The organism is Streptomyces sp. 4F14 (genome assembly GCF_048159485.1).
GTDB lineage: Bacteria > Actinomycetota > Actinomycetes > Streptomycetales > Streptomycetaceae > Streptomyces.
This window is the reverse complement of the sequence record NZ_JBLRVY010000011.1, coordinates 1-26,678: the sequence shown is the minus strand read 5'-3', so window position 1 is coordinate 26,678 and position 26,678 is coordinate 1. Positions and strand designations below refer to the sequence as shown.

General features: G+C 70.6%; 24 protein-coding genes. 3 read left to right on the top strand and 21 right to left on the bottom strand.

Translation table 11 applies throughout. The features are described 5' to 3' along the window. Nucleotides 1-49: 49 nt before the first annotated feature. From ACLZOT_RS20530 to ACLZOT_RS20515, 4 genes are all read right to left on the bottom strand, one after another. The gene (locus ACLZOT_RS20530) at nt 50-1,393 is read right to left on the bottom strand and encodes a BTAD domain-containing putative transcriptional regulator (protein WP_416970432.1); all 1,344 of its coding nucleotides are present in this window, start codon (nt 1,391-1,393) and stop codon (nt 50-52) included. Nucleotides 1,394-1,749: 356 nt separating this feature from the next. After that, nucleotides 1,750-2,415 carry a GtrA family protein gene (locus ACLZOT_RS20525; RefSeq protein WP_416970431.1) on the bottom strand — a complete coding sequence of 222 codons (666 nt, stop codon included), beginning with the start codon at nt 2,413-2,415 and terminating at the stop codon, nt 1,750-1,752. A 197-nt stretch (nt 2,416-2,612) separates the two neighbouring features. Continuing rightward, the gene (locus ACLZOT_RS20520) at nt 2,613-3,293 is read right to left on the bottom strand and encodes a hypothetical protein (protein WP_416970430.1); all 681 of its coding nucleotides are present in this window, start codon (nt 3,291-3,293) and stop codon (nt 2,613-2,615) included. Then, nucleotides 3,283-3,813: a SigE family RNA polymerase sigma factor gene (locus tag ACLZOT_RS20515; RefSeq protein ID WP_416970429.1), complete on the bottom strand. Its 531-nt coding sequence runs from the start codon at nt 3,811-3,813 to the stop codon at nt 3,283-3,285. Before ACLZOT_RS20515 ends, ACLZOT_RS20520 begins: the two co-directional genes overlap by 11 nt. 156 nt (nt 3,814-3,969) lie before the next feature. On the opposite strand from ACLZOT_RS20515, the gene ACLZOT_RS20510 reads away from it, so the two are divergent. From ACLZOT_RS20510 to ACLZOT_RS20500, 3 genes are all read left to right on the top strand, one after another. Then, a complete protein-coding gene (locus ACLZOT_RS20510) occupies nt 3,970-5,013 on the top strand; it encodes a sigma factor-like helix-turn-helix DNA-binding protein (protein WP_416970428.1) in 1,044 nt (347 codons plus the stop codon). 14 nt (nt 5,014-5,027) lie between these two features. Continuing rightward, nucleotides 5,028-6,800, top strand: coding sequence for a transglycosylase domain-containing protein (locus tag ACLZOT_RS20505; RefSeq protein WP_416970427.1), 1,773 nt, complete (start codon nt 5,028-5,030; stop codon nt 6,798-6,800). An 84-nt stretch (nt 6,801-6,884) separates the two neighbouring features. After that, nucleotides 6,885-7,403, top strand: coding sequence for an RICIN domain-containing protein (locus tag ACLZOT_RS20500; protein WP_416970426.1), 519 nt, complete (start codon nt 6,885-6,887; stop codon nt 7,401-7,403). Nucleotides 7,404-7,677: 274 nt separating this feature from the next. Here the strand turns inward: ACLZOT_RS20500 and ACLZOT_RS20495 are convergent, their stop codons facing one another. From ACLZOT_RS20495 to ACLZOT_RS20415, 17 genes are all read right to left on the bottom strand, one after another. After that, nucleotides 7,678-8,796 carry an SGNH/GDSL hydrolase family protein gene (locus tag ACLZOT_RS20495; RefSeq protein WP_416970425.1) on the bottom strand — a complete coding sequence of 373 codons (1,119 nt, stop codon included), beginning with the start codon at nt 8,794-8,796 and terminating at the stop codon, nt 7,678-7,680. Nucleotides 8,797-8,954: 158 nt separating this feature from the next. Beyond that, a complete protein-coding gene (locus ACLZOT_RS20490; RefSeq protein ID WP_416970424.1) occupies nt 8,955-9,590 on the bottom strand; it encodes an HAD family hydrolase in 636 nt (211 codons plus the stop codon). 124 nt (nt 9,591-9,714) lie between these two features. After that, nucleotides 9,715-11,328 (bottom strand): serine/threonine-protein kinase, encoded by a 1,614-nt coding sequence (locus ACLZOT_RS20485; RefSeq protein WP_416970423.1) that lies wholly within the window; start codon nt 11,326-11,328, stop codon nt 9,715-9,717. Nucleotides 11,329-11,395: 67 nt separating this feature from the next. Continuing rightward, nucleotides 11,396-11,590 (bottom strand): hypothetical protein, encoded by a 195-nt coding sequence (locus ACLZOT_RS20480; RefSeq protein WP_416970422.1) that lies wholly within the window; start codon nt 11,588-11,590, stop codon nt 11,396-11,398. Between the two features lie 638 nt (nt 11,591-12,228). Then, nucleotides 12,229-15,207, bottom strand: a complete 2,979-nt coding sequence (locus ACLZOT_RS20475) for a transglycosylase SLT domain-containing protein (RefSeq protein ID WP_416970421.1) — start codon at nt 15,205-15,207, stop codon at nt 12,229-12,231. A 265-nt stretch (nt 15,208-15,472) separates the two neighbouring features. Further along, nucleotides 15,473-16,156: a response regulator gene (locus ACLZOT_RS20470; RefSeq protein ID WP_416970420.1), complete on the bottom strand. Its 684-nt coding sequence runs from the start codon at nt 16,154-16,156 to the stop codon at nt 15,473-15,475. 15 nt (nt 16,157-16,171) lie between these two features. Next, nucleotides 16,172-16,804: a potassium-transporting ATPase subunit C gene (locus ACLZOT_RS20465; protein WP_416970419.1), complete on the bottom strand. Its 633-nt coding sequence runs from the start codon at nt 16,802-16,804 to the stop codon at nt 16,172-16,174. Between the two features lie 5 nt (nt 16,805-16,809). Beyond that, nucleotides 16,810-18,927, bottom strand: coding sequence for a potassium-transporting ATPase subunit KdpB (kdpB, locus tag ACLZOT_RS20460; RefSeq protein ID WP_416970418.1), 2,118 nt, complete (start codon nt 18,925-18,927; stop codon nt 16,810-16,812). Next, nucleotides 18,924-20,588 carry a potassium-transporting ATPase subunit KdpA gene (gene kdpA / locus ACLZOT_RS20455; RefSeq protein WP_416970417.1) on the bottom strand — a complete coding sequence of 555 codons (1,665 nt, stop codon included), beginning with the start codon at nt 20,586-20,588 and terminating at the stop codon, nt 18,924-18,926. Before kdpA ends, kdpB begins: the two co-directional genes overlap by 4 nt. Nucleotides 20,589-20,595: 7 nt before the next feature. Next, nucleotides 20,596-20,685, bottom strand: coding sequence for a K(+)-transporting ATPase subunit F (gene kdpF, locus ACLZOT_RS20450; RefSeq protein WP_069767153.1), 90 nt, complete (start codon nt 20,683-20,685; stop codon nt 20,596-20,598). Continuing rightward, entirely contained in the window at nt 20,682-20,867 is a 186-nt protein-coding gene (locus ACLZOT_RS20445; protein WP_416970416.1) for a hypothetical protein, read from the bottom strand. Before ACLZOT_RS20445 ends, kdpF begins: the two co-directional genes overlap by 4 nt. Nucleotides 20,868-20,979: 112 nt before the next feature. After that, a complete protein-coding gene (locus ACLZOT_RS20440) occupies nt 20,980-21,732 on the bottom strand; it encodes an inositol monophosphatase family protein (RefSeq protein ID WP_416970654.1) in 753 nt (250 codons plus the stop codon). A gap of 34 nt (nt 21,733-21,766) precedes the next feature. Next, on the bottom strand, nt 21,767-22,435 hold the full coding sequence (locus ACLZOT_RS20435) for a glycerophosphodiester phosphodiesterase (RefSeq protein ID WP_416970415.1): 669 nt from the start codon (nt 22,433-22,435) through the stop codon (nt 21,767-21,769). Beyond that, entirely contained in the window at nt 22,432-23,499 is a 1,068-nt protein-coding gene (locus ACLZOT_RS20430; RefSeq protein ID WP_416970414.1) for an ABC transporter ATP-binding protein, read from the bottom strand. The genes ACLZOT_RS20435 and ACLZOT_RS20430 overlap by 4 nt, the downstream gene beginning before the upstream one ends. After that, on the bottom strand, nt 23,496-24,308 hold the full coding sequence (locus tag ACLZOT_RS20425; RefSeq protein ID WP_416970413.1) for an ABC transporter permease: 813 nt from the start codon (nt 24,306-24,308) through the stop codon (nt 23,496-23,498). The genes ACLZOT_RS20430 and ACLZOT_RS20425 overlap by 4 nt, the downstream gene beginning before the upstream one ends. Beyond that, nucleotides 24,305-25,237: an ABC transporter permease gene (locus ACLZOT_RS20420; protein ID WP_416970412.1), complete on the bottom strand. Its 933-nt coding sequence runs from the start codon at nt 25,235-25,237 to the stop codon at nt 24,305-24,307. Before ACLZOT_RS20420 ends, ACLZOT_RS20425 begins: the two co-directional genes overlap by 4 nt. Then, entirely contained in the window at nt 25,234-26,391 is a 1,158-nt protein-coding gene (locus ACLZOT_RS20415; RefSeq protein ID WP_416970411.1) for an extracellular solute-binding protein, read from the bottom strand. The genes ACLZOT_RS20420 and ACLZOT_RS20415 overlap by 4 nt, the downstream gene beginning before the upstream one ends. Between the last annotated feature and the right edge of the window lie 287 nt (nt 26,392-26,678).

The following is a 26,678-nucleotide window of genomic DNA, read 5'->3' as shown; positions in this document are numbered from 1 at the left end:
GCGGCTGTCTGCGGTTCGGTCTCCGGAACCTGGAGGAAACCGGTGGTGGTCAGCACCCGCCGGGTTTCCGCTCGCCGCCGCAGGTAGCCAGGCTGCACCACCTGCGTCGTCCGCTCGCGTCGAGGAAGAGCCAGCCGCACGCCTCTCCTGGGCAGGCCCGGATCGTGAAGTGGCGTGGATCGGCGAGGAGTTCGGCCGCGCTGTGCGCAATCGCGTGGAGGGGGAGGCGCAGGCCGGCCGAAGGGGCGGGCCGCCAGCGGGCCAGGCCCTGGTCGTCGCGGGTGAGGCGGGAGCGGGCTGCGGCGGCCTCGACCGTACGGGCCACCGCCGTGAAGGCGGAGGTGTTGTGACGATCCGTCATGCATGCGTACAGGTCGGTGCGGAACCGGCGGGCCTCCTCCAGCACGGCCGCCGCCTCCTCCGGTTCACGCAGGGCCTGTTCGCGCAGACGGGTCACCGACCGGTCGCCGATCAGGTCCAGATGGCCCGCCCAGACGGCGAGGGACGCGTAGGTGCGCAGCCACTCGGAGCCCGGGAGGCGGGGGCCGGTCCAGCCGGCGTACGTGTTGCAGAACTCCAGGGCAGGGTGGCCGCCGGTGTTCCACGGGAGCCACTGGTCGTCGACGCGGACGGCGTGCACCGGGCCCGGGGGCCGGTCCAGGCGGTGGTCGCCGTGCAGGACGCGGTCGTGGAGGGTCTGGAGTTCCGGGCCTGGCTCCACGCCGTACCTGGTCGCGAGCGCGGTGCGGGTGACGCGGTACAGGTCGAGGGCGTCGCTCTGGCGGCCTACGCGGTAGAGGGCGGTCATCTGGATGGCGATCAGGCGTTCCCGGTCCGGATGGTCCCCGGCGAGGGGGGACAGGTCGGCCACCACCTCGTCGTACCGGCCCCTCTCCAGTAGTACCTGCGCCCGTAGCTCCACGGTGGTGAGGCGCAGTTCGGTGAGGGCGGGGGCGAGGCGGTCCCGGAGGCGGTCGTCGGCGAGGTCGGCCAGGAGGGGGCCGCGCCACAGGGCGAGGGCCTGGTCGTAGAGGCGGAGCCGCTCCGCGGGGTCCCCGGTGTCGGACGCCTGCCGGGTGAGGGCGGTGAACCTCTGGGTGTCGAGGGTGTGCGGGCCCTGTTCGAGGGCGTAGCCGTCGTGCCGGGTGTCGATCTCCACCCCGTACGGCTTGAGAGCTACCCGCAGGCGTCCTACGTAGGTGTGGACGGTGGCGCGTGCGGAGGCGGGGGCGTCGGTGTCCCACAGGAGGTCGACGAGGCGGTCGGTCGTCACGGGGTGGTCCGCGTGCAGCAGGAGGATCGCGAGCAGGGCGCGTTCCTGGCGGCGGTTGCCGACCTTCACGGGCCGCCCCTCGTGGCGGGCGGTGAACGGGCCGAGCAGGTGGAACTCCATGGTGTCCGGAGCCTAGTGGTGAGGGTGTGGTCAGGCGGGGCCGGGAGGGTGGGGAGGCACGACAGACCGTCCGACACGAGGAGAGTCATGCGCCGAACCGCGCTTGCCCCGTTGGTACTTGCCGCCGCACTGCTGGGAGCGCCGGCCGCGCACGCGGACACCGGATGGGAGCCGGCGCCCTCCGCGCCGTGGGACGTCGCCGCCGGGGTGCGGTGCGGCTTCCCCGTGCACGGCGAGCCGGTCGTCGACGAGGTGGTGCGCCGCGTGCTGGCGACCCGGCCCGACGGCACCGCCCAACGCGTCGCCTACAGAGGCAGGTTGGTCGTCCGGGTCACGAACACCGGTACCGGTTCCTTCTACGACGCCGATGTGAGCGGTACGGCGATCGTCGAACTCCGCGCCGACGGCGGGCAGTTGTGGAAGGTGCGCGGCCCGGTGCTGGTGGGCATCGGGGAGGGGAACCTGCCGCGCGGCCTGTACGTCGTCGACGGGGCGTACACCCTGGACGTCGACGCCGCGGGACACAAGGCCGTGCACCTGGTGCGGGGGACGGTGGACGACCTCTGCGCGCGGATCGCCGGCGACGGCTGAGGCTCGGGCCGCGAACTCACCTGCGGCACTGCGGAGTCGGGGCGGGTCGTCGCGAAGACGTAGATCCGCAGGACGACGAAGCGGCCGAGGCCGGCCAGTCCGGAGGCGCCGAGGTAGACGGCCTGCTCGGTCAGCGCGCCGGAGGCGGGGTGCGTCAGGTGCAGCACGAACATGGCGGCGCTGGTGGCCAGATAGGCGGCGCCTGCCGAGCCGGCCGACTGCCAGTGCTCCCGCCACCCGGCTCCACGCCCCTGGCGGAACGTGAGGCGCGCGTGGAGTTCGGTGCACAGCAGGGTGGAGACGACGGTGACGACCGCGTTCGCGACCGCCCAGGGAACGACCACGGTCAACTGCGGTACCGCGAAGGAGGAGAGGACGCCGACCCCGCCACCGAGGACCACGAACCGCAGGAAGGAGGCGAGGGCCGACATGGGGGTCTCCTTTTCCGAAGGCTCGCGTTTCTCGTTTCGGAAAAGCTACGTTGCGTTAGAGGATTGGGCAACACATTTATTGCTACGAGTCGACATAGCAGCAGCTCAGACTAGAGAAATCGTTGCAATGGAACACCACTCAACGCAACAGACTTCACCTACGATCGTTGCAATGAGCGACCCGTGAAGGCAAAGCCTCAGGGTTCGACGGAGAGGACCGCCCCCAACTGCGCCTCGCCGTAGAACCACTTGGCGTCGGTCCGGTCCAACGCGAGCCAGCCGTCGGCCGTTTCGTGCGTGCCGATGGCGTCGGCGTTGTACGAGTCGGACGCGCCGATGTAGACGGGCCGGCGGTCGGCGTCCAGGAGCAGGACCACGGAGGAGATGACCGCGTTGTAGCGGGTGCCGTCGGCGCCGTTGGTGACGGTCAGGGTCCTGCTGCCGGGCTTCTCGCGGACGGTCAAGGGCCCTTTGACCGTGGGCGAGTTGTCGAATCCCGAGCCCAGTTTCATGACTCGGCCGCCCACGGTCAGGGTGCGCGCGGTGAGGTCGATGCTGCCGCCTGCGGGGACGGCGGTGGCGATCGAGTTCGACGGAGACGGCGAGGGTGAGAGAGAGGGCGGGGCCGAGGTGGTGGGGGCGGCGCTGCTCGCCGGTGCCGCGGCCGGGGGGCGGTCGCGCGGTCCGGGCTCGTCGCCGCCGCGTGTCAGGCCAACGGCCAGCAGGGCGACGGCCGCTGCGCTGGCGCCCAGGGCAACTGCCGTACGGCGCCTGGTGCGTCGTACCGCGCGGGCGCGGATCTGTGGGCCGGACACGGCGGGCGGGGTCTCGTTCGCTGACGCCAACTCGTGGAGTGCGCGGGAGAGTTCATCCGACACGGCCGTTCTCCTTCCTGGCCGTACCGCCCCGCACCTCGTCGTGCGCCTCGTCCACCACGAGGTGTTTCGCCAGGGCCGCGCGGCCCCGGGAGAGTCTGGCCTTGACCGTGCCGACCGGTGCGCCCGTCTCGGAGGCTACCTGCTCGACGCTCAGGTCGCACAGGTGGTGCAGGACGATCGCCATCCGCTGGGGCGGGGGGAGTTGGCGCAGCGCGGCGACCAGCGCGGTGCGGTCGGGGTCGGGGCCCGGCGCGGCCTCGGGCGGCGGGGTCCGGCGCACCAGCTCCAGCCACCGTCGCGCCCGGCGCCAGCGGCTGATCGCGAGGCGCATCGCGACCGTGCGGATCCACGCCTCCGGCGCCTCGTCGGCGAGGAAGTCCCGGCGGCGGTTCCAGGCGCGTACGAACGCCTCCTGGACGACGTCCTGCGCCTCGCCGTGGTCCCCGGTGAACGCCGTGAGCTGGCCGATCAGCCGGGGGAACGCGGTCGCGTAGAACGCGTCGAACTCGTCCTCGGTCATGCCTCCGCCGGAAGTCTGGAAGTGCCGTGCAACCTGACCGTCCTCGCCGTGCGTACAGGTCCCGTAGGTCGCGTACATCGAAACACAACCCGAGAGGAAGACGACGAACACCAGTTCCCGGCTCCATCCCCCGCCCCGCACCTAAGGACCGTCCAAGTGCCTCACCCCCCACACGACTTCGCCGCGTACGCCCGGTCGCACCGGACCCGGCTGGCCACCACCGCGCTCCTGCTCTGCCAAGAGCCCCGCGACGCCGTGGAGTTGGCCCGCGACACGCTGGTGGTGGTGCACGCGCGCTGGAGACGCATCCCCCGGGACGACGTGGACTTCTATGTACGGCGCTCCCTCGTGAAACGGCATCTGAGCCGGCGCAGGCGTCGATCGGCCGTGCGTCAGGGGGAGTTGGCGCGGTTGTCGGCGCGGCAGCGGGTCGTGCTCGTGCTGCTGCACTGGGAAGGGCTCGGCGAGGTCGAGACCGCCCAGGTGCTCGGCTGGTCGGTCGGGGCGGTCAGGAGCCGGGCGCAGCGGGGGCTGGCCGTCTGCGGTGGGCGTGAGCGGCTGTGCGCGCTGTTCGCCGAGGCCGTGCGGGGCGTCGGTGGTGAGGTGTCCGTCGAGGAAGTCGAGCTGCGGGGGCGGGAGTTGCGCCGTCGGCGGATCGGGGCGGTGGCGGTGGGGTGCGCGCTGCTGCTCGCGCCGCCGGCCGTGCTCGTGGCCGAGCGGGCCGGGGTGCTCGGCGGGATCGCGGACGCGGACCGGGCGGCCGGTGCACGGGCGGGCGGGGTCGTGCCGGGGCCCATCCGTGTGCTGGCGCCCGGTGAACGGGTCGAACCCGTACCGGGGTTGAAGGTCTGGCTGACCTCCGACGGCGAGCACTGGTCGGCCTCGCAGGCCGCGGCTCCCGCGCGCGGTGTGGGGGACCGGGTCTCGGTGCAGATGCATCTGCTCGACGACGGACGGTACTTGGTCACCGGCCGCTACGAGGACCTGTCCGCCGACCCGCGCCGGGTCGAGGTGTCCCTCGGCGGGGGCGTCTCCGTGGGGACGGTCCTCACGCTGGCGGGCGGGCCGGGGTGGGGGGTCTGGTACCTCCCGAAGCCTCTCGACGCCCGGGAGTTGAAGGAAAGCCTCGGTTCGGACGGGCTCACCGTGACGGTGTACGACGCCGACGGGCGGGCCGTCGCCCGGTCCGGTGGGGGGTGAGGAGGGTGACGGACATGCCGGGAACTCCCCTGCCAGGGGCGGGTGTTCAGGACGCCGCCGCGCCGGAGGGGGGTGTTGAGGAGGACGCCGTACCGGGACCGGGTTTTCAGGATGCCGCCGCACCGGAGAAGGCCGGTGAAGACAACTCCGTACGGAGGGAGCGGCGTTGGCCCCGGCATGCGGGACGGGTCCCGCTGCGCCGGCGTCTGCGTCGTACCCGGGGCCGGTGGTTGCGCCGGTTCGCCCTGGCCGGGGTGGTGCTGCTCATGGCGTTGTGCGGGGCGGCCCTCGTCGCGTACCGGCTGACGGAGATCCCGGAGCCGCATCCGGAGACCGTCACGCAGAGCACCGTCTTCACCGACGGCAAGGGCGCGTATCTGGGGCGGCGGGGGCCCGTCGACCGGCAGGAGGTGCCGTTGTCGCAGGTCCCGCGCTATGTGCAGGACGCGGTGATCGCGGCCGAGAACCGCTCCTTCCGTACGGACAAGGGGGTTTCACCGAAGGCGGTCGCCCGCGCGGTCCTCGCCTCGGTGACCGGCGGTGCCCGGCAGGGCGGGTCCACCATCACGCAGCAGTACGTCAAGAACGCGCTGCTGACCCCGGAGCAGTCCATGTCGCGCAAGCTGCGCGAGGCGCTCATCGCGATCAAGCTCGACCGGACCCGGTCCAAGGACGAGATCCTGGCCGGCTATCTCAACACCGTCTATTTCGGGCGCGGTTCGGCCGGGATCGAGGCCGCCGCGCGTAACTACTTCGGCGTCGGCACCCGCGACCTGACCGTCTCGCAGGGCGCCGCGCTGGCCGCGATCGTCAACATCCCCTCGTACTACGAGAAAGCGGGCTCCGATCCCCGGATCACCGCGAAACTCCAGGGGCGTTGGGAGTGGGTGCTCGACGCGATGGAGGCGGGCGGGTCGATCACACGGACCCAGCGCGACGAGGCCGTCTTCCCCGCGTTCCGGTTCTATCCGCCGGGGACGACCGAGGGGCAGCGGCAGTACATGATCGACGTGGCCGCGAAGGAGGCCGCGCGCGAACTCGGTATTTCCGGCGATGAGTTGGCGCGGGGCGGCTACACCGTGCGGACCACCTTCGACCTCGCGCTCCAGGACGCCGCGACCGAGGCGGTGAAGAGCCTCAAGGGCCGTGCGGGCACCCGGCTGCACACCGCTGTCGTAGGCATCCGGCCCGGGGACGGGGCGGTGCGGCTGCTGTACGGCGGGGCGGACTACGCGCGGCAGCCGTTCAACGACGCGGTCGACGGCGCCGTGGAGGCGGGGACGGCGGCCGAACCGTTCTCCCGCCTCGAACTCGACGGCCCCTTGGGAAAGTTGGGCGAGACCGCCGCACCGACTCCGCTGAAGCTGGCCTCCGCGTACGCGACGGTCGCCGCCGACGGCGTGTACGCGACTCCGTACACCGTCGCCTCGATCACCCGGGGCGGGCGGACGCTCTACACCGCGCGGCCCGAGACGCGGCGGGCGTTCACGGAGAAGGAGGCGCTCGCGACGATGTACTCCTGGGCGGCGCCCAAAGAGGCTGCCGGGGAGGCGTACTTCACCGGCGGAGCGGGTGGCGGGATCACCCGGCGGACGGTCTGGTCGACTCGGCTGGACGACCAACTCTCGCTCACCGCCGTGCTGTTCGCCGACCGGCCCGGCAAGAAGAAGAACACGACCGTGCCCGCCCAGTTGCCGAACTCCCCTGCGCCGACCGAGACCGCGGAAGGGATCGTGGGGCAGCTCTGGGGTCTCACCGACGGGGGTGTCCGCCCTGTCCCGGAGTGAGAGAGCGGGTGGCGTACGCGGACCACCAGGTAACGCCCCGTCACATGTCCACCCCTATAAAGCAATCACAGAAGGACCCGACCGATGAGAACGCAGTCCCTGCCGAAGTCCTCGGCCCTCAGCCTCCGTTGGTACGCGGGGCTCTTCGCGGTGGCCCTGTCCCTCGCGATGGCCCTCGTCAACGCCTCCCCCGCGTCCGCCGCCATCGGCACCAACTTCCTGCGGAACTGGGAGACCGGGCGCTGCCTCGACAGCAACGGCAACGGGGACGTCTACACCCTGCCCTGCCAGCAGGGGAACGCCTACCAGACCTGGACGGTCGACTTCTACCGCCACACCGACTACGACGAAGTCACCATCCGCAACAACGCCACCGGCCGCTGCCTCTACTGGGCCGACACCAGCGCCCGCACCGCCCCCTGCACGTCCTCCGGCGACTGGGGCCACAACCTCAGCATCTGGCGTGCCGTGGGCTCCGGCTGGGACAACGTCCAGCTCACCGACGCCGGCGGCGGCAAGTGCCTCGACAGCAACCGAGCGGGCAACGCCTACCTGCAGGGCTGCAACGGCGGCGGGTTCCAGAGGTGGAAGCTGGGCTTCTGAGCCGGGCTTCCAGCGGGGCGGGGGGGGGGGGGGGGGGGGGGGGGGGGGGCCCCCCCCCCCCCCCCCCCGCCGGGGGGGGGGGGGGGGGGTGTGGGGGGGGGGGGGGGGGGGGGGGGGGGGGGGGGGGGGGGGGGGGGGGGGGGGGGGGCCGCCCGGCGGCGCCCCCCCCCCCCCCCCCCCCCCCCCCCCCCCCCCCCGGCGTACCTCTCAGGTAGTGGCTCTCAGGTAGTAGCTCTCAGGGGTGACGGTATGTCGTACTGGTACCGGTCGGGTTCTACCGGTGCAGGCCGAGCCCGGAGAGCCGGTCGAGGAGCAGGGTGGACAGGGTGCGGTGGTCCTGGGCCGAGGGATGCCAGTCGCAGGCGAGGAGGTCCAAGGGGGCATCCCCGTAGTACCAGTGGTGGACGCGGGGGTCGCCCTGGGTATGACGGGTCCGGGTGATGCGTTCGATGGTCTCGCGGTAGGGGGCGGTGGAGACCTGGGTGGAGCTGAGGAGGAGGTGCGGGCGGGGGCCGTAGCGGGTGCGGAGCTTGTCGAGGAAGCCGTGGTAGGCGGTTTCGTACGCCGTCACCAGTTCCGCCTGGGTCGCCCAGGGCTCGCCCGGTTGGAGGGGGGTGGAGAAGTCGTTGATGCCGAGGCCCACGACGACAAGCTGGGGCCGCCAGCTCGGCGGGCGGTGCCAGACGTCGCCGTCGACGTTCAGCAACGCCCGGTCGTAGTACGTCCGGTAGTCCGTGCCGGGGCTCGTACCGGCGTAGTTGCGGACCATGCCCCGCCCCGAGAAGGCGTTGATCTGGTAGTCCGCGTCGAGCGCTCTCGCCGTCAGCGCGCCGAAGGACAGGTCGGCGTTCGTGTTCCGGTCCACGCCCCCGACCCCCGAGCAGTCGCGGACGCCGGAGACATTGCCGTACCCGGCGGTGAAGGAGTCGCCGATGTACTCGATCTGCCGCCTCCGGGGACGCGGAGCGGGCAGGACGACACCGCCCGGCGCGGCCACGAAACCGCCGAACTTCCCTACGGCCCACGGGCTTTCGCTCCGTTTGACGAGCCGCACCAGGTGCACGGCGTCGGTGAGGCCGCCGACCCAGGCCGTGGTCCGGCCGGGCGTCACCAGGGTCCTCACGGTCACGCCGTCGATCTGTACGTCGTAGTCGTTGACGGAGTCGTCGAGCACCGCGCCCACCCCGGTCCCCTTGAAGCGGGCCTCGAAGTAGACGCCGGGCCAGGTGAATTGGACGAATCCGTCGCCGGCCGGCGCCGTCCTGCCCACCGTGTGGAACCGGGTCGGTGCGGCGGTCGCCCGCGCGGGCGTGGCGATGGCGGCCACCGTCCCCGCCACGGCGGCAGTCATCAACGTCCGGCGGGACACGTGGTGTTGGGATCCAGAAGGCATGTGATCGTCCTCGGTGACGAGTCGGATGCGGGAGCGCTCCCACACGGGTGCTGCCCAAGGTGACCGCGTCGGATCGGGGCGTCAATGCCTGCTTCACGTCATGCGGCGGGATCCGGGCGGGCCGGGCCGCGTCGGTGACCGTCGGGACGTCGGGCGGGTCAGCCCTCCAACACGCCCTCACGGACGAGGACTTGGGCGGCTGCCTCGACGCCGGTCCACACGTGGGCACGCCAGCCGTGCGCGCGGGCCGCCTCGGCGTTCGCGGGGCGGTCGTCGAAGAAGATCACGTCGGAGGGCGCGCGCCCGAAGTGCTGGTCGGCGGCGCGGTAGACCTGGGGATCCGGTTTCATGAGCCCGAGGTCGGAGGAGAAGACGAGCGTCTCGAACCGGGTGCTCCACTCGGCCTTGCGGACGGCCGCCGCGAGGGAGGCGGGCGCGTTGGACAGCACCCCGAGGGGGGTTCCGCGCCGGGCGATCCGGTCCAGGAGGTCCGCCGAGTCGGCGGCGAGCACCGCCCAGCCTGCGGTGTCGATCCGGTCCAGCCGCTCGATCCACTCCGCGTCGAACGCCCGGCCCAGCGCCTCGCCGATCAGACTCCAGTACTCGGTGGGGGTCCCTCCGAGGTCGTACGGGTCCCGGTGGGCCCAGTAGGGCGCGGCGCACTCGTCCTCGGGGAGGTTCAGGGCCTCGGCGAGCGCGGACAGGGCTTGTCCGGAAGGGGCGAGGACGCCGCCGAGGTCCCAGACGACGAGGGGGGTGTGCGGGGCTGCGAGGGAGCTTCGGGGGCGTTCCATGTGCGGATGGTAGTGAGGGGGTGGCTCTCAAGAGGTAGCTCTGCGGAGGTAGCTCCATGGAGGTAGGTCTACGGAGGTAGCTCTACGGAGGTAGCTCTACGGAGGTAGCTCTCAAGCGGTACCTCTAGGGAGCCGGCCACACCGTGAGGTCCCCCATCAGGAAGTTGGTCCCGCTGTCGGGCAGATAGGTCGACTTGATCTGGATCACCAGCATGCCGACGGCTCCGGAACGGTGCTTGACGCAGATCCGGCTCCCCTCCGCCACGACGACGAGCGGGAGGTCGCTGCTGCGGGTACGGGACTCCGCGAGGTAGTTCCGGCACTCCTCGTAGGAATCGGTCGGCTCGACAGGGAGCTGGCTCATCGCGCTGGTACCGCTCCTCAACGTGCACCGGGAGTTGCCGCAGACGAGCCGGATGTCCCCCTTGCGGTCCTCCCGCTGTCCCTGCGCGTCGAGGCTGATCGAGTTCTTCTCGTCCAGGCGCACCAGGGGATGCGCGACCGCTCGCGGCGTCCCGGAGACGGGCGACCCGGCCGATCCCGCCGCCTCGCCACCGGCGGACCCCTCCGAGCCGGCCTTCCCCGAAGCCGACGGCGACGGCGTGGCCGAGGAGGAGACGTCGTCCCTGTCGCGGTTCAGCTCCGAGATCTCCGACCCCAGCCACACCAGCGCCGCCAGGAGCGGAACGGACAGCAGAGCACCGGCACCCGCGATGATCCGCGTGCGGCGCCGCCCTGCCCGTAGTACCTCGGCAGAGGGATGCACGACCTCGGCGGGATGTACCCCCTCGGAGGGAGGCGTCCACGGGTTGGTGGCCGACAGGGTCGGTACGAGCGCGGGCTCGGGCGCCGGTACCGGTGGCCCCACGACCTCCCGCCACACCTCGGGTCCCCCGGAGGTATCAGCCTCCGGCCCCAGCTCCCGCCGGCACCACTCGACGATCTCCGCCGGGGTGGCCCGCTCCTGGGGGTCGGCGGCCAGGCAGCGCGCGAGGATCGGCCGGAGCTGTGCGGGCAGCGCCGACAGGTCGGGGTCGGAGTTCACGATCCGGTACATGACGTGCAGTGCCGTGCCGCTGCCGTACAGCGGCTCCCCCAGCGCGGCGAACGCCACGGTCTGGCCGAGCGAGAACACGTCGGTCGCGGGGGTGATCTCGCCGGCGGACGCCTGTTCCGGTGCCATGAACTGCGGGGTGCCGATGGCGGCGCCCTGCGTGGTGTGCAGGGTGCTGTCGAGGGCCGTCGAGATGCCGAAGTCGATGACGCGGGGCCCGTCGGCGGCGAGGAGCACGTTCGACGGCTTCAAGTCCCGGTGGACGACGCCGACTTCATGGATGGCGTGGAGCGCCTCGGCGACGCCCGCCATCAGCCACAGCACCGCCGATACCGGCAACGCCCCGCGCCGGGCGACCAGTTGGGACAGGGAGGGTCCGGGGACGTAGAGCGTGGCGAGCCAGGGCGGTACGCCGTCCGCGTCGGCGTCGACCAACTCGGCGGTGTAGGCGCCCCGTACCCGCCGGGCGGCCTTCACCTCTCGGTGGAACCGCTTCCTGAAGACCGGGTCGTCGGCCAGCTCCGGCCGGACGACCTTGACCGCCACAGCCCGGCCGCCCCGCGTGTACGACAGGTAGACGCGCCCCATGCCGCCGGCACCGAGCCTCGCCACCAGCCGGTATCCGCCCGCCACTTGGGGATCGTCCCGCTGAAGCGCCTCGAATCCCCCGCCCTCGTTCCCCAACGCCGTCCATCCCCCCTGTGTCCGAACGATCAACAGGAGCCTAAGGGGCGGGAGCGGGCGACGGGGTTCAGGGGTCCTGCCGAACCAGCAGCTCACGCACCAGAGTTCGGCTCCACCACGTCTCGACGCGGTCGGCGGACCAGCCCCGTTCGACGGTGAGGACGGTGTAGACGTCGGTGTTGCACAGCGCGGCGTAGACGTCCGTCGCGGCCCCAACGTCCAGTTCCGGCAGGAGAGTTCCGTCCGGCCAGGGGAAGAGCACCTAGGTCCGGCTCGCGTCCAGCGCGGTACGGATCCGCCAACTCCGGTTCCGTGCGGGCCGCTTCGCGGATCAACGTGATGACGTCACCGACGCGCTCGTACAGCCGCCGGTCGTAGGCGGCGAGGGCCGCGAGCTGGCGGGCGGGGGTGGCGGCCGGGGACTCCAGGTCCGCGAGAAGCCGCGCGAGGCCGGCAAAGAGGTCGGCCGCGTCGGCGAGGGCGCGGGTCAGCTCCGTGCTGCGCCGGGGTGAACACGAACTCGGGTCTGCCTGAGGGCTGTTCGGGTTCGCGGGGATCCTTCTGCAGAACGCGGCCTTCACCGGCGTCGCCGCGCTGCGGCTCGCCCTGGCCTCGTCCGACGCGGACACCGCTCCGGCGTTGTGGCTACTGCGCCGACACGCTGTTCACGCTCAACGGGACGTTCCTCGCCGTCGCCCTGGTCGGCCTGTCCGTCGCCGGCCTGTACGCCGGACTCGTACGGCCCTGGCTCGCCCGTCCGGGGATGACCTCGGCCGCGCTCATGTTCGCCTCGGCGACCCTGACCCCTGGTCGTCGGCCACGACGGCCCTCTGGTACTACGGCCGAGGCCGGGGAAGGGCGTTCCCTTCCCCGGCCTCGGTGCTCACCCCTACTGGAGGGCTACGGAGTAACCGCGTCCGACGGCTCGTGGGCCTGCGGTACGAAGGCCAGCGCGTCCCACGCGATCGCCGCGTCGCCCGTGCCGTCGGCCGTGGCCGAGCTGAGGGAGACGCTGGGGGTACCCCGGAAGTCGTACGACCCGAGAGGGAGCCAGGTGTTCTTGCCCCCGGTGTCCTGGGAGACCGTCTTCTCCACGACCGTGCCGTCACCGAGGTCGATGCGGTAGGTCGCCGAGGGGGTGTCGGCCTGATGGTCGGGCAGGTGGACGAGGACCCGGGCCCAGCCCTTCAGGGTGCGGTCGGGGGTCCAGGTGCCGGTGACGACCGAGTCGGTGAAGGTCGGCACCCGGGTGTGGGTGAGCCAGAAGTGCCCGCCGAACCCGGCCCCGAGCTGATGGAAGTCGATCTTCGAGGGGTAGACCGTCGCGCCGTTCTGCTCGGCCGAGCCGAAGGTGAACGTCAGCGTGCCCCGGCTGACCCAGTTCCGCTTCCCCGCACAGGGGTTGGCGGACCCGACGCGGAACTTCACCGTGTTCGGGACGTCGTCGACGATCAACGCGTTCGGCGGCAGGGTGGAGGTGCAGGCCGCCGGGTGAAGAGGAGTGACCTTCGGCTCCGGGTCGGCCGCCTCATACCTGAGTACCTCGGTACCACACGTCTTCGCGCAGTCCGTCCAGGTCACCGGCTTGTTCCACCAGCACTTGAAGTCGTCGCGCTGGCAGGGTCCCACCGGCTGGGTGGAGCCGGGCACCTGGTGCGGCTTGCCGGTGTCGCAGTCGTTGACGTCCGGGGCGCAGAACGTGTCGTGCGCGGGCTGCGCGTCGGGCGCGTTGCCGGTCGGCCAGGAGCCGACGGTGAACGCGGGCACGGGCTTGCCGGTCTGCGGGTCGTTCTTCTGGAGGGAGTACGCCGCCCAGCCCATCACCCTTTCGGGGTAGGTCCACAGGTTGGGGGTACGGGAGTCGCCGTAGCCGGAGGAGAGGAACATCTTCCGGTCCGCCGGGTAGAGCCCGTTGGCGGGGTTGTTGAACCAGCCGACGCCCCAGGGCGCCGAACTGTCCGTCGTACTGGGCAAGTTGAAGCCGCTGTTGTACGCCCAGAGCGCGAACCACCAGTTCTCCAGGTAACGCGGGTCGCCGCCGTTGGCGAGTACGCCGTTGTCGTGGAGCTGGTTCCACTTGTCCTGGAGGATGCGCAGCCCGGCCGCGATGTTCGCCGCGTAGTCGACCGTGATCGCCTTCTGCTGCTCGGCGGTGAAGTCGGTCTGCGTCTTCGCCATGCCGCTGGTGACCTGGGCGATGCCGTAACCGCAGTCCGCACCGGCCCAGTTGATGCTGTGGACGCTGCCGGCGTTGCCGTAGTAGCCGCCCTGGACGAAGTTGCCGCTCTCCCCGGCGGACGCCCTCGTCGTGGCCTGCACGAGGTTGGACTCCTGGGCGAGGACACCGAGCATGATCTGTGCGGGAACCCGTCCGCCGCCCTTGAGCTGGAGCGGCGGGAACATGCCCTGCGGGGTGTACGACGCGAGGTCGGTGCCGTTCCAGCCCTTGCGGCGCCGGACGTCCAGCTTGCCCTGGACGGCGAGGTCGGTCACCCACTCGACCATCGCCGTGGAGGGCTGGAGGGACTGGAGGTTCGGGTCGTTGCGGGTGACCGCGCAGGCCCGGTCGGGGTCGGTCGTGGTGTGGGCGGGATCAACGTCCGCAGTCTGTACGCCGGTCGAGGTGCCCACGGGTTCCGTGCGGACGCTGTTGGTGTGCACACCGGCGTCCGAACTCGCCTTGCCGGTGCGCGACTTACCGGCGCCGAGCGCGGGCGACTGCGCCAGCCCCTGTTCCACCTGAAGCGCGTCGGGCTTCACGCGGAACGCGAAGTCGGCGCCGGTCGCGGTCGCGAGGGCGTCGATGCCGACGGGCTGGGCGGTCCCGGCGTCCGGGACGGTGCCCGGCTTCGCGCCTGCCGCCTCCGTGCCGCTGCCGACGCCGGTCAGGGCGAGGGCGCCCTTCGTGGACACCTCGGCGGAGGCGGGTACGTCGTCCAGGGTCCGCCAACTCTTCGGCAGATCAGCTTTCTTGAGCTTCTCGTCGGCGTCGGCGCCGGTGACGAAGACCTGTCCGCCGGTGCCGTGCACCGCGAGGGCGCCGAGGGCGCCCGAACCCAGCACCCGGTCGGTCCCGTCGGCGGTCACACGACGTACCTCAACCGCCCTGTCCCCGGAGGGCACTTGGTAGGCGAGGCCGGTCTGCGCGTCCGGGACGAGCCGGAACGGCCTGCCGCCGGCCCGGGCGAGCGTACGGATGTCGCCCTTGCCGTCCACGGAGACGACGGAGTCGCCGGACGAGGCCGCGATGCCGTCGCCGAAGGGCACGGCGGAGGTCAACTGCCCTGCCACGGACTGCTGTCGGACGATTCTGCCCTGTCCGGCGTCGACGGTCAGCAGCTGGGTGCCGGCGCCCTGCGGCCGGGTCAGGACGGCCTGTTCGCCGTCGCCGCAGCCGGGGTTGAAGTAGGCGAGGGAGACCAGTTGGGGGAGTTTGGTCACCGTGCCGTCGGTCAGGTCGACCACGGCGGCGAACGCGCCTTCCTGGAAGCCCTGTTGGTCGTTGGCGGCCTGGCGGGGCGCGTAGACGACGACCGCCTTGTCGCCCGAACCCGTCACGCAGGTCTGCCCGATCCACTGGTCGGTGTCGATGCCGGGCTCGGAGAGGGTGGCGGCGGTGCGCCAGGCGTAGGCGTGTGCGGAGTCGGCGACGAGGACGTGGAAGCCGGTCGCGTCACCGTCGTAGGTGACCATACGGTCGCCCGACTTCCGCCAGTTCGACGGGAGTTGGGAGGTGTCGGTGACCCGGTCCGGCGGGGCGGCGCCGTCGGGCGTCGACGGTCCGGTCAGCGTCGCCGAGGCGAGCGGTGCGACGATCGCCGTGGCGAGCACGGACATCACTCCGGCCGCCGCTATCCGTCCCCGCCTGCTCTTCGGCACCCGCCAGCGGTGCCTTCCTCCGGTGTTCTCACGAAAGACGCGCAAGGGTATTCCGTTCCGTCCAGATGCGTCACGCATCGGCGAAGGTCTGGTGGCCGCACAGCGCTCGGGCCGGGGCCGCTGAAACGGAAGCTATCAATCCACTATGACCGGAACGGGCCGAAGATTGCCTTACCGAACGGTATCCACGAAACATCCACGCGCCGGGGAGAATCCGCCGAGAACCTTGACCAAGTCGTACCCCTCATACCTCCGCCGTACGGGTTCACCCCTCGAAGCGGTACCCCATACCCGGCTCCGTGATCAGGAAGCGGGGATGCGAGGGGTCGGTCTCCAGTTTCCGGCGGAGCTGGGCCATGTAGACCCGCAGGTAGTTGGTCTTGTTGCCCCGGGAGATCCCCCACACCTCCTGGAGGAGGTACTTCTGCGTGACGAGCCGCCCGGGGTGGGTGACGAGGATCTCCAGCAGGTGCCACTCGGTCGGCGTAAGCCTCACGTCCCGTCCCTCCCGTACGACCTTCTTGGCGAGGAGGTCGATGGTGAAGACGTCCGTCTCCACCCGGGTGGACTCCGGAGCCAGCGGCGTGTCCTCCGTGCGGCGGACGGCGGCCCGCAGCCGGGCGAGCAGTTCGTCCATGCTGAACGGCTTGATGACGTAGTCGTCCGCCCCCGCGTCCAGGGCCGCCACCTTGTCCTCGGACGCCTGCCGGGCCGAGAGCACCATGACCGGCACCCGGGTCCACAGCCGCAGCGCCCTGACGACCTCGACCCCTTCCATGTCCGGCAGGCCCAGGTCGAGCAGGACGACGTCCGGCGGGCGGGCGGCGGCGAGCCGCAGGGCCGTGGCGCCGTCGGGAGCGGCGTCGACGTCGTACTGCCGTGCCTGGAGGTTGATCACCAGGGCCCGGACGAGCTGTGGGTCGTCCTCGACCACCAGCACCCGCGTCATCTCAGCGTGCCTTCCTCACTGCCTGGCCACCAACGCCTTGAGGGCGATGTTGAGTTCGAGGACGTTGACCCTGGGGTCGCCGATGAAGCCGAGGGTGCGGCCCTCGGTGTGGTCGTCGACCAGCTTCTCGACCGCCGCGACCGGCAGGTGGTTGTTCAACGCGACCCTGTGCACCTGGAGTTCGGCGTACGCGGGTGAGATGTCGGGGTCGAGGCCGGAGCCGGAGGAGGTGACCGCGTCGGCGGGGACGTCCGACGGCCGCACCGTGTACCCCGGCACCGAGTTGTCCTTGACGACCTTCGCCTTGGCGTCCTCGACCTGCTTGAGCAGCACCTTGCTGTCGGCGGACAGGTTCGTCGCGCCCGAAAGCAGCAGCTTGTACCGGGTGTTGACGGAGTTCTCGCCGAGCCCGTTCGCGGGCCGCCCCTGGAAGTAGGCGAGGCTGTAGCCCTGTTGGCCGATCAGAGACGAACCGACCACTTTTCCTCGGGACTTGACCTCGGAGCCGTTCGCCTTGCCGTGGAAGGCGGCCTGGGCGATCCCCGTCACCACCAGCGGGTAGATCACGCCGGTCACCAGGGTCAGCACGAGCAGCGCTCGCAGGCCCGCACTCAGCAACCGGGCTGTGTTCAGAAGGGAGTTGTTCATGGCTTTCAGCCGATCCCGGGGATGAGGGAGATGAGGAGGTCGATGAGTTTGATGCCGATGAACGGCGCGATCAGCCCGCCGAGCCCGTAGACCGTGAGGTTGCGGCGCAGCAACTTGTCGGCGCTGACGGGCCGGTAGCGCACGCCCTTGAGGGAGAGCGGCACGAGGGCGATGATGATCAGCGCGTTGAAGATGACGGCCGACAGGATCGCGGAGTCCGGCGAGGACAGGTCCATGATGTTGAGCTTGTCCAGGCCCGGGTAGACGGCCGCGAACAGCGCCGGGATGATCGCGAAGTACTTCGCGACGTCGTTGGCGATCGAGAACGTCGTCAACGCTCCCCGGGTTATGAGGAGTTGCTTGCCGATCTCGACGATCTCGATGAGCTTGGTGGGGTCGGAGTCGAGGTCGACCATGTTGCCGGCCTCCTTCGCGGCCGACGTACCCGTGTTCATCGCGACGCCGACGTCGGCCTGCGCGAGGGCGGGCGCGTCGTTGGTGCCGTCGCCGGTCATCGCGACCAGCTTGCCGCCCGCCTGCTCCCGCTTGATGAGGGCCATCTTGTCCTCGGGGGTCGCCTCGGCGAGGAAGTCGTCGACACCGGCCTCCTCGGCGATCGCCTTGGCGGTCAGCGGGTTGTCACCGGTGATCATCACCGTGCGGATGCCCATCCGGCGCAGTTCCTCGAACCGCTCCCGCATGCCGTCCTTGACGACGTCCTTGAGGTGGATGACGCCCAACACCCGTGCGCCGTCGGCGTCTTCGACCGCGACGAGCAGCGGGGTGCCGCCGGCCTGGGAGATGCGGTCGGTCAACTCCTGCGCGTCGGCTGCGACTTCGCCGCCTTGTTCACGAACCCAGGCGACGACGGAGGCCGTTGCGCCCTTGCGGACCTTGCGGCCGTCCAGATCGACGCCCGACATGCGGGTCTGAGCCGTGAAGGCGATCCACTCGGCGTGGCTCAACTCCCCTTCGTGGCGCTCCCGCAGCCCGTACTTCTCCTTCGCGAGGACGACGATGGAGCGGCCCTCGGGGGTCTCGTCGGCCAGCGACGACAACTGCGCGGCGTCGGCGACCTCGGCCTCGGTCGTCCCGCGCACAGGCACGAACTCGGCCGCCCTGCGGTTGCCGTAGGTGATGGTGCCGGTCTTGTCGAGCAGCAGCGTGGAGACGTCCCCGGCGGCCTCAACCGCCCTGCCGGACATGGCGAGTACGTTGCGCTGCACGAGCCGGTCCATGCCGGCGATGCCGATCGCGGAGAGCAGCGCGCCGATCGTCGTGGGGATGAGGCAGACCAGGAGGGCGACCAGGACGACCATCGTCAGGTGGGTGCCCGCGTAGGTGGCGAACGGCGGGAGCGTGGCGCAGGCGAGCAGGAAGACGATGGTCAGCGAGGCGAGCAGGATGTTCAGCGCGATCTCGTTGGGCGTCTTCTGCCGGGCCGCGCCTTCGACGAGGTTGATCATCCGGTCGATGAAGGTCTCGCCGGGCTTCGTCGTGATCTTGATGACGATGCGGTCGGAGAGGACCTTCGTCCCGCCCGTGACGGCCGAGCGGTCGCCGCCCGACTCCCGTATGACGGGGGCCGATTCACCGGTGATCGCCGACTCGTCGACCGAGGCGACACCCTCGACGACGTCACCGTCGCCGGGGATGACGTCGCCCGCCTCGCAGACGACGAGATCCCCGATCCTCAGCTCCGTGCCCGGGACTTGGGTGCCGTCGACCTTGCGCGCGACCGTGTCGGTCTTGGCCTTGCGCAGCGTGTCGGCCTGCGCCTTGCCGCGTCCTTCGGCGACCGCCTCCGCGAGGTTGGCGAAGACGACGGTCAGCCACAGCCAGGCGCTGATCGTCCAGCCGAACCAGTCCGTGGGGTCCTTGAAGGAGAAGGCGGTCGTCAGCACCGACCCGATCCACACCACGAACATCACGGGCGACTTGACCATCACCCGCGGATCGAGCTTGCGGACCGCCTCGGGCAGCGACTTCAGCAGCTGCTTCGGGTCGAACAGCCCTGCGCCGACCCGGCTTTGAGAAGCATCCCGGCCGGCCGGGGCGTCCGGGTGGGGTGCGAGGGTGGGAGTGGACATCGCGTCCTCTTGGTCCTTCGTACGAGTCGTCATGACGCCAGCCCCTCCGCCAGCGGTCCCAGTGCGAGCGCCGGGAAGTAGGTCAGCCCCGTGATGATGAGGATCGCGCCGACCAACAGGCCGGTGAACAAGGGCTTTTCGGTGCGCAGCGTGCCCGCCGTGGCCGGCACGGGGCGCTGCTCGGCGAGCGAGCCGGCCAGCGCCAGCACGAACACCATCGGCAGGAACCGCCCAAGTGCCATGGCCAGCGCGGTCGTTGTGTTGTACCAGTCGGTGTTGGCGTTGAGTCCGGCGAACGCGGAGCCGTTGTTGTTCGCGGCCGACGTGAACGCGTACAGCACCTCGGAGAAGCCGTGCGCACCGGAGTTGAGCATCGAGGTGGGCGGCGTGGACATCGCCATCGACACGGCCGTGAACACCAGGACCAGCGCCGGCGTGATGAGGATGTAGCAGGCGGCGAGCTTGATCTCGCGGGCGCCGATCTTCTTGCCGAGGTACTCGGGGGTGCGGCCGACCATGAGGCCCGCGATGAACACCGCGATGATCGCCATGATGAGCATGCCGTAGAGGCCGGAGCCGGTGCCGCCGGGCGCGATCTCGCCCAGCATCATGCCGAGCATCGTGATGCCGCCGCCGAGGCCGGTGAAGGAGGAGTGGAAGGAGTCCACCGCGCCGGTCGAGGTGAGCGTCGTCGACACCGCGAAGATGGACGACGAACCGACGCCGAAGCGCACCTCCTTGCCCTCCAGCGCGCCGCCCGCCGCCTCCAACGCCGGTCCGTGGTGGGCGAATTCGGTCCACATCATCAGCGCGACGAAGCCGACCCAGATGGCGGCCATCGTCGCGAGGATCGCGTACCCCTGCTTCACGCTCCCGACCATCACACCGAAGGTGCGGGTCAGCGAGAACGGGATGACGAGGATCAGGAAGATCTCGAAGAGATTCGTGAACGGCGTCGGATTCTCAAAGGGATGCGCCGAGTTGGCGTTGAAGTAGCCGCCGCCGTTCGTCCCCAGCTCCTTGATGGCCTCCTGCGAGGCGACCGCCCCGCCGTTCCACTGCTGCGACCCACCCATGAACTGGCCGACCTCATGAATGCCGGAGAAGTTCTGGATCACGCCGCAGGCGACGAGGACGACGGCCGCGACCACCGCGCCGGGCAGCAGGATGCGGACGACACCCCGCACCAAGTCGGCCCAGAAGTTGCCGAGTTCACCGGTCCGCGAGCGCGCGAACCCGCGTACGAGGGCGACCGCGACCGCGATGCCGACGGCCGCCGAGACGAAGTTCTGCACGGCGAGCCCGGCGGTCTGCACGACATGGCCCATGGTCTGTTCGCCGTAGTACGACTGCCAGTTGGTGTTCGTCACGAACGACACGGCCGTGTTGAACGCCTGCGCCGGGTTCACCGAGTCGAAGCCCAGCGAGCCCGGCAGGACGCCCTGGAGGCGCTGCAACAGGTACAGGAACAGCACCCCGACCGCCGAGAAGGCGAGGACGCCGCGCAGGTACGCGGGCCAGGTCATCTGCGTGTCGGGGTTCGCGCCGATGCCCTTGTAGATCCACCGCTCCACCCGCCAGTGCCGGTCGGCGGAGTAGACCTTGGCCATGTAGTTGCCGAGCGGGATGTAGGCGAGCGCCAACGCGCCTATGAGTGCGAGGAGTTGGAGCACCCCTGCGAGTACGGGACCCATGGGGCTGTCAGAACCTCTCCGGGAAGATCAGGGCGAGGACGAGATAGCCCAGCAGGGAGACGGCCACGATCAGGCCGACGACGTTCTCGGCGGTCACAGCTTCGCCACCCCCTTGGCGGCGAGAGCCACCAGCGCGAACACCGCGATCGTGGTGACGACGAAGGCCAGGTCGGCCATCGCGAGCTCCTGAGAAGGATCGAATGCATCCGCAAGCGGATCGGACGCTTTCGAGCAAACCTCTCGGGGCGGCTGTTTCCGACACCTCTTGACGGGTCCCATACGGCGCCGGACAGCCCTTTGACGGGTCCCTTACGGGGTAACCCTGGAGAGGGACGAGTTAGCCCTGGGGAGGGACGAGTCGGCGTCCCTCCCCAGGACTAACTCCACAGGGTCACCCCCGCGCGGCCCGCAGCAGCTCCGCCGCCTCCCCGGCCACCCCCGGCGCGGCCAGCAGCAGCGGCGTGTCGTACGCGGGCAGCTCCGGCAGGGCCACGGCGCCGGCCTCGGTGGCGATCAGCAGGGCGGGGAGGCCGTCGATCGGGTGGAACTCACCGATCGCGGCGGCGCTCGCGCGGCCCGCCGCGACCTGGACCAGGGAGAGGGCGGTAGAGCCCATCACGCGCACGGTGCAGTGCCGCTCGGCGAGCGCCGCGAGCAGCGCGTCCAGGCCCCGCCAGTGCCGGTGCGCGGCCCACTCGGTCATGAAGACGTGCCCCGTGAGGGTCGTATGGGTGTCGGCCCGCAGAGGTACGCCGTTCAGGTGAGCGCCCCCGCCCTTGACGGCGGTGAAGACCTCGCCCCGCCACGGGTCGGCCACGACACCGAGCAGCGGGCTGCCGTCGGGCGCGGCGAGGCCCAGGGAGAAGGAGCACCAGCCGATGCCGTGCGCGTAGTTCGTGGTGCCGTCGATGGGGTCGATCAGCCAGTGTGGCGCGTCGGGGACGCCGTCCGTGGTCCCGTACTCCTCGCCGACGATCCCGTACGACGGGAACGCCCGGGTGAGGGCCTCGCGGACGTGCGCCTCCACCTCCTCGTCCCGGTCGGTGACGATGTCCGCCGGGCCCTCCTTCTGGCGTACCTCCTGTGGACGAGGCCGGCGGATCACCTCCGACGCCCAGTACGCCAGTTCCGTCGCGACGCCCATCGCCGCGTCGAGGTCCACCCTGTCCCACACCGCGTCACGCACAGCTCTTCACCACGCCTTCCACATCGTTGCTGATGATCGCGTCCACGCCCCAGGAGATCAGTTCTTCCCGCCGGGCGGCGTCGTCCACCGTCCAGCAGCTCACCTTGATCCCTCGGGTATGCCATACCCGTACCTCCGGAGAGCTCAGGAACCGGTGCTCCGGGTTGTAGTACTGAGGGCGTACGGCGCTGAGGACCGACTCGGCCGGGGGCTGGGCGCCGTACCAGCTGAGGAAGAGGGTGATGTCCTCGTCCCGGGCCCGGACGGCGGCCATCGCCTCGGCCGAGCCGCAGAACATGGCGCCGGTCCCGCCGGTCCCGCCGGTCCCGCCGGTCTCGGCGAGGGCGGCGACCGCGAGCTCCGGGTCGCCGGTGTCGAGGAGGAGAGGGCGCTGTGCGGTCTCCAGTGCCTCGGCGAGGGTGGGCACCTCGGGGGCGAGGGCGTGCAGCTCGGACAGGGTGAGGCCGGCGACGCGCTCCGGGCGGCCCCACAGGCGGCTCAGGTCGTCGTCGTGGTGGAGGACGAGTACGCCGTCGGCGGTCCGTCTCAGGTCGACCTCGATCGCGCCGGCCCCGGCGGCTCCGGCGAGGCGGATCGCCGCGAGGGTGTTCTCGACGGCGCCTCGGGGGTCGCCCCGGTGGGCGACGGCGAGGGCGCTCACGCGGCGGCGCCCTGCGGGTCGGCGGCATCCTGAGGGTCGTACGAGAGGGCCCGCCCGGCGGTCACCCGTACCCGCTCCCCTACTCCGGGCGTACCTCCTGTGAGGTACGACCTGAGAGCTACCCCTCCGGTATCCAGCCTCAGGACCACCTCGGTGAAGTGGCCCCTGGGGAGGACCCGGCTGACTACCGCCGGGGTACCGTCCTGCGTCCCCATCCGGATCTCCTCCGGGCGGATACCGACCGTCTTGCCCGGACCGGCAGGTCCGACGAGTTCCCCACAGCGCAGCAGCTCCGTGCCGTCGGCGTGGCGCAGGACGCCCTGGTCGGCGGTGACCTCGTCGAGCCGGTTGAGGCTGCCGACGAACTCCGCCGTGAAGAGGGTCGCCGGGGTGCGGTACAGGTCGTCGGGGGCGGCGTACTGCTCGATGCGGCCCGCGTTCATGACGGCGATGCGGTCGGCGACGCTGAGGGCCTCGTCCTGGTCGTGGGTGACGAACAGGGTGGTGATGCCCAGGCGTTGCTGGATGTCGCGGATCTCCTCGCGGACGCGCTCGCGGAGTTTGGCGTCCAGGTTGGACAACGGCTCGTCCAGCAGCAGGAGTTGGGGGCGCAACGCCAACGCCCGTGCCAGCGCGGTGCGTTGCTGTTCGCCGCCGGAGATGCGGGCCGGGTGGCTGTCGGCGTGGTGGGCGAGACCGACCAGGTCGAGGGCCTCGGCGACGCGTCGTCTCGCCTCGTCCTTCGGGACCTTGTGCATCTTGAGGCCGAAGCCGACGTTGCCCGCGACGGTCATGTGCGGCCAGAGGGCGTAGTTCTGGAACACCATGGCGGTGGGCCGCCGTTCGGGCGGGACGGCGGCGTAGTCGGTGCCGCCGATCTCGACCCGGCCGCTGTCGGGGGTGAGAAATCCCGCCGCCATCCGGAGAGTTGTGGTCTTCCCGCAGCCCGAGGGGCCGAGCAGGCAGACCATCTCGCCGGGCTCCACCCGCAGATCGAGGCCGTCGACGATCGTCCGGCCGCCGAGCGTCTTGGTGAGACCGGCCAGAACCAGCCCTGAATTCATCGGAGTTGGAACCCTTCGGCGAGGTGGCCGCCCATGATGTGCCGGCGTACGCCGAACAGCAGGACCACGGACGGGACGGACAGCAGGAGCGAGAAGACGGCCGCGACGCCCTCGGGGTAGTTGGTGACCATGCTGTACATGGCGGTCGGCATGGTCAGGTAGACCGGTGCGCCGACCAGCAGCGTGCCCTGGGCCTCGTCGAACGCGGCGAGGAAGGAGAGGATCACCGCGACGAGGATGCCGGGGCGGGCGATCGGCAGGGTGACGCGCCAGAACACGGTGAGCGGACCGGCGCCCACGTCGCGTGCGGCCTCCTCCAGGCTGCGCGGCACGGAGGAGAACGCGGCGGCGGGCAGCCAGGTCATGAAGACGACGGTGCCCAGGAGTTGGACGATGACGACGCCCCAGAACGTCGTCATCAGGTTCAGCGTGTAGAAGAGCGACGCCATCGCGACGTACAGGCCGATCTTCGGGAAGGCGTTCACCGAGAACAGCGCGACGAGGAAGAAGCGGCGGCCGGGGAAGTCGAAGCGGGAGAACGCATACGCGGCGGGCAGGCAGACCAGCGCCGACAGCAGCGTGGCGACCGGCGCGAAGACGAAGCTCCAGCGCACGGCGGCGACCAGGTCGGGGTTGTCGGCGACGGCCCGCCACCAGCGCAGGGTCCACTCCTGCGGGAGGAGTCCCGGGTAGTGCCAGGTGCCGGCGAAGGCGTGCGGGAAGAGCCACAGCAGCGGCCCGAGGATGAAGAGGGCGAGAAGCCCGACTCCCAGGCCGGTGACGGCTGTTCGGAGGATGCGTACGGTCATCGCGTCGCCGCCGCCTTCCTGGCCTCGCGGACGTTGGCCCGGACGTACGCCACCCCTACCAGCGAGGCCAGCGCGAACACGACGACCGCCATCACCAGGGCCTGCTGGGGCTGGTTGTAGGACTGGAAGGTGTTCGCGAGCTGTACCCCGAGCATCGTCGGCGCCGTAGGGCCTACGAGGTAGGGGACGGTGTAGCTCCCGAGTACGGAGATGGTGGTGAACGCGGCGGTGATCACGGCCGGTACGCCCGCCATCGGCAGGAGTACCCGTACTACGACCTGGGTACGACCCGCGCCCGCGTCCCGGGCCGCCTCGATCAGGGCGTCGGGTACGGCGGCCAGCCCCGACGACAGCACGAGGACCGCGAAGGGCAGGTTGGTCCACACCTGGCCGATCACCACACCCCAGATCGTGTAGCTGAGGCGGGGCGCGTGGCTCCAGCCCAGCGCGTGGGCAAGGGTGGTGAAGGCGCCGTCGCCCGCGTAGAAGGTGAGGATCGCGTACGAGCCGATCACCGCCGGCAGGAACAGCGGGGTGATCGCGAGGGCGCTGACGATCTTCGCGGCGCGTCCGCCGGTGAGGCGCGCGTACAGGGCGACGGTCAGCGCCAGCGCGAACACGGCCACCACGCTCAGGAGGGTGACCTCGACCGTCACCGTCAGGCTGCGCAGGAAGACGTCGCTGGTCAGGACCTCGCGGTAGGCGCCGAGGGTGCCCCACCAGTGGTCGGCGGTGTGCTGGTGCAGGCCGATCGCGGCGATGACGGAGTTGAGGCCGCCGAAGTGGCCGAGCGTGTACAGCACGCCGGAGACGACGGGGATACCGACGAAGACGGCGACGAGGAGGAGCGGCGGAAGGACCAACAGGCCGCCAGGACGCGGGAGTTGACGTCCCGCGCCCCGGCCCCGTACGCGTTCGGCGTGGCTCACTGGCCGGGGACCTTCTGCTGCCACAGGTCGTTCATGTCGTTGCCGGTCTTGCCGGAGTAGCCGGGGCGCAGCTTGGTGACGTCGACTCCCGTGAAACGGTCGGCAGTTGCCTTCGGGAGTTCGGTGAGGGGGATCACCGGGTAGGCGGCGAGGTTCTTGACGATCGCGTCCTGCTGGGCGGCTTCGAGGAAGAAGTCGGCGAGCTTCAGCGCGGCCTTCTGCTTGGTGCCGCCCTTGGGGATGCCGATGTAGGAGGCGCCGCCGGTGAAGGTCGGCGAGGAGATCTGGGTGAACTTCACGGTCGAGTCGAGCGTGTGGTTCTGGATCGCCGAGAGGTACATGTCGGACCAGACCGGCGCGATGGAGATCTGCCCCTTGGCGAGGAGGTCGAGGACGGCCTGATTGCCGTTGGGGTAGACCCCCTTACCGTAGACGTACCCGTTGAGACCTTTGAGGTCGGCGAAGCCCGCGTCCCACTGGGACTCCAGCGAGGCGTCGTACCCCGTCTGGAAGGTCTTCAGGGTCGCCGGGTCGAGGTGCCGGTCGAGGGTCGTCTCGACGAACGAGCCGCCGGAACCGCCGGTGGAGGGGCTGTTGTAGGCGAACTTGCCGGGGTTGGCCTTGATCCAGGCGACCAGGTCGTCGTACGTCTTCGGCGGGGTCTTCACCTTGGTGGAGTCATACGCGAGGACTACGGAGGAGCCCCGGTAGGGGACGGCGGCGTTGTTCACCGGACCCAGGAGTGAGGCATCCACCTTCTTCAGGTTGGGGACGTTAGCCGACGATACCGTTGTCAGCAGGCCCGCCGCCGCCGCGTCCGGCGTGATGGAGGACTCGATGACGTCGTACCCGGCGTCGCGCTTCGTCTTCGCGGCGGCCTGGAGCTTCGCGAGCGTCGCGGCGTCGGCGACACCGTGCGCGGAGTAGACGACCTTCACCTGGTAACCCGGGTTGGCCTTCTCGAAAGCAGGGACGACGATCTTCTGCCACAGCGTCTGGATGTTCGTGTCACCGCCGACGTACGCGGTGAGGTGGTGGTCCGAGCCACCGCTCGCCGAGGCCGACGAACACGCGGAGGCAACGAGGGCGAGCCCTCCGGCACACAGCACGGCGACCGCCGTACGCGTGGAGCGGGCGGATATCCGGTGGGGCATGGTGAGGCTCCGGGCAATCGATACGGAAGGGGGCGTTCCGCACGATAAGCGGCCCGTTCAGAGGGGCGCAGGAACCTCCAGGTGAACCCGCAGTGACACCTGGAGATCCATTCTCTGCCCACTTACGCCCTATTTGCACATCTCTTACCGGGGGCCTTCAACCGGCCGCCATCAGGCCATCGTCACTCTCCGGTACTACGACCACCACCCCTAGGTCGCTTCTGATGGCTCTTGGACGGTGTCGCGGAGCCAGATGACGATCGCGGTGACGGTGAGGGTGCCGTTGA

Coding starts and splice junctions, on each gene's coding strand:
- ACLZOT_RS20500 (WP_416970426.1), top strand. CDS start 6,885: ATGAGAACGCAGTCCCTGCCGAAGTCCTCGGCCCTCAGCCTCCGTTGG.
- ACLZOT_RS20490 (WP_416970424.1), bottom strand. CDS start 9,590: ATGGAACGCCCCCGAAGCTCCCTCGCAGCCCCGCACACCCCCCTCGTC.
- ACLZOT_RS20530 (WP_416970432.1), bottom strand. CDS start 1,393: ATGGAGTTCCACCTGCTCGGCCCGTTCACCGCCCGCCACGAGGGGCGG.
- ACLZOT_RS20470 (WP_416970420.1), bottom strand. CDS start 16,156: ATGACGCGGGTGCTGGTGGTCGAGGACGACCCACAGCTCGTCCGGGCC.
- ACLZOT_RS20425 (WP_416970413.1), bottom strand. CDS start 24,308: ATGACCGTACGCATCCTCCGAACAGCCGTCACCGGCCTGGGAGTCGGG.
- ACLZOT_RS20430 (WP_416970414.1), bottom strand. CDS start 23,499: ATGAATTCAGGGCTGGTTCTGGCCGGTCTCACCAAGACGCTCGGCGGC.
- ACLZOT_RS20495 (WP_416970425.1), bottom strand. CDS start 8,796: ATGCCTTCTGGATCCCAACACCACGTGTCCCGCCGGACGTTGATGACT.
- ACLZOT_RS20445 (WP_416970416.1), bottom strand. CDS start 20,867: ATGGGACCCGTCAAGAGGTGTCGGAAACAGCCGCCCCGAGAGGTTTGC.
- ACLZOT_RS20440 (WP_416970654.1), bottom strand. CDS start 21,732: ATGGGCGTCGCGACGGAACTGGCGTACTGGGCGTCGGAGGTGATCCGC.
- ACLZOT_RS20525 (WP_416970431.1), bottom strand. CDS start 2,415: ATGTCGGCCCTCGCCTCCTTCCTGCGGTTCGTGGTCCTCGGTGGCGGG.
- ACLZOT_RS20415 (WP_416970411.1), bottom strand. CDS start 26,391: ATGCCCCACCGGATATCCGCCCGCTCCACGCGTACGGCGGTCGCCGTG.
- ACLZOT_RS20465 (WP_416970419.1), bottom strand. CDS start 16,804: ATGAACAACTCCCTTCTGAACACAGCCCGGTTGCTGAGTGCGGGCCTG.
- kdpB (WP_416970418.1), bottom strand. CDS start 18,927: ATGACGACTCGTACGAAGGACCAAGAGGACGCGATGTCCACTCCCACC.
- ACLZOT_RS20505 (WP_416970427.1), top strand. CDS start 5,028: ATGCCGGGAACTCCCCTGCCAGGGGCGGGTGTTCAGGACGCCGCCGCG.
- kdpA (WP_416970417.1), bottom strand. CDS start 20,588: ATGGGTCCCGTACTCGCAGGGGTGCTCCAACTCCTCGCACTCATAGGC.
- ACLZOT_RS20515 (WP_416970429.1), bottom strand. CDS start 3,813: ATGACCGAGGACGAGTTCGACGCGTTCTACGCGACCGCGTTCCCCCGG.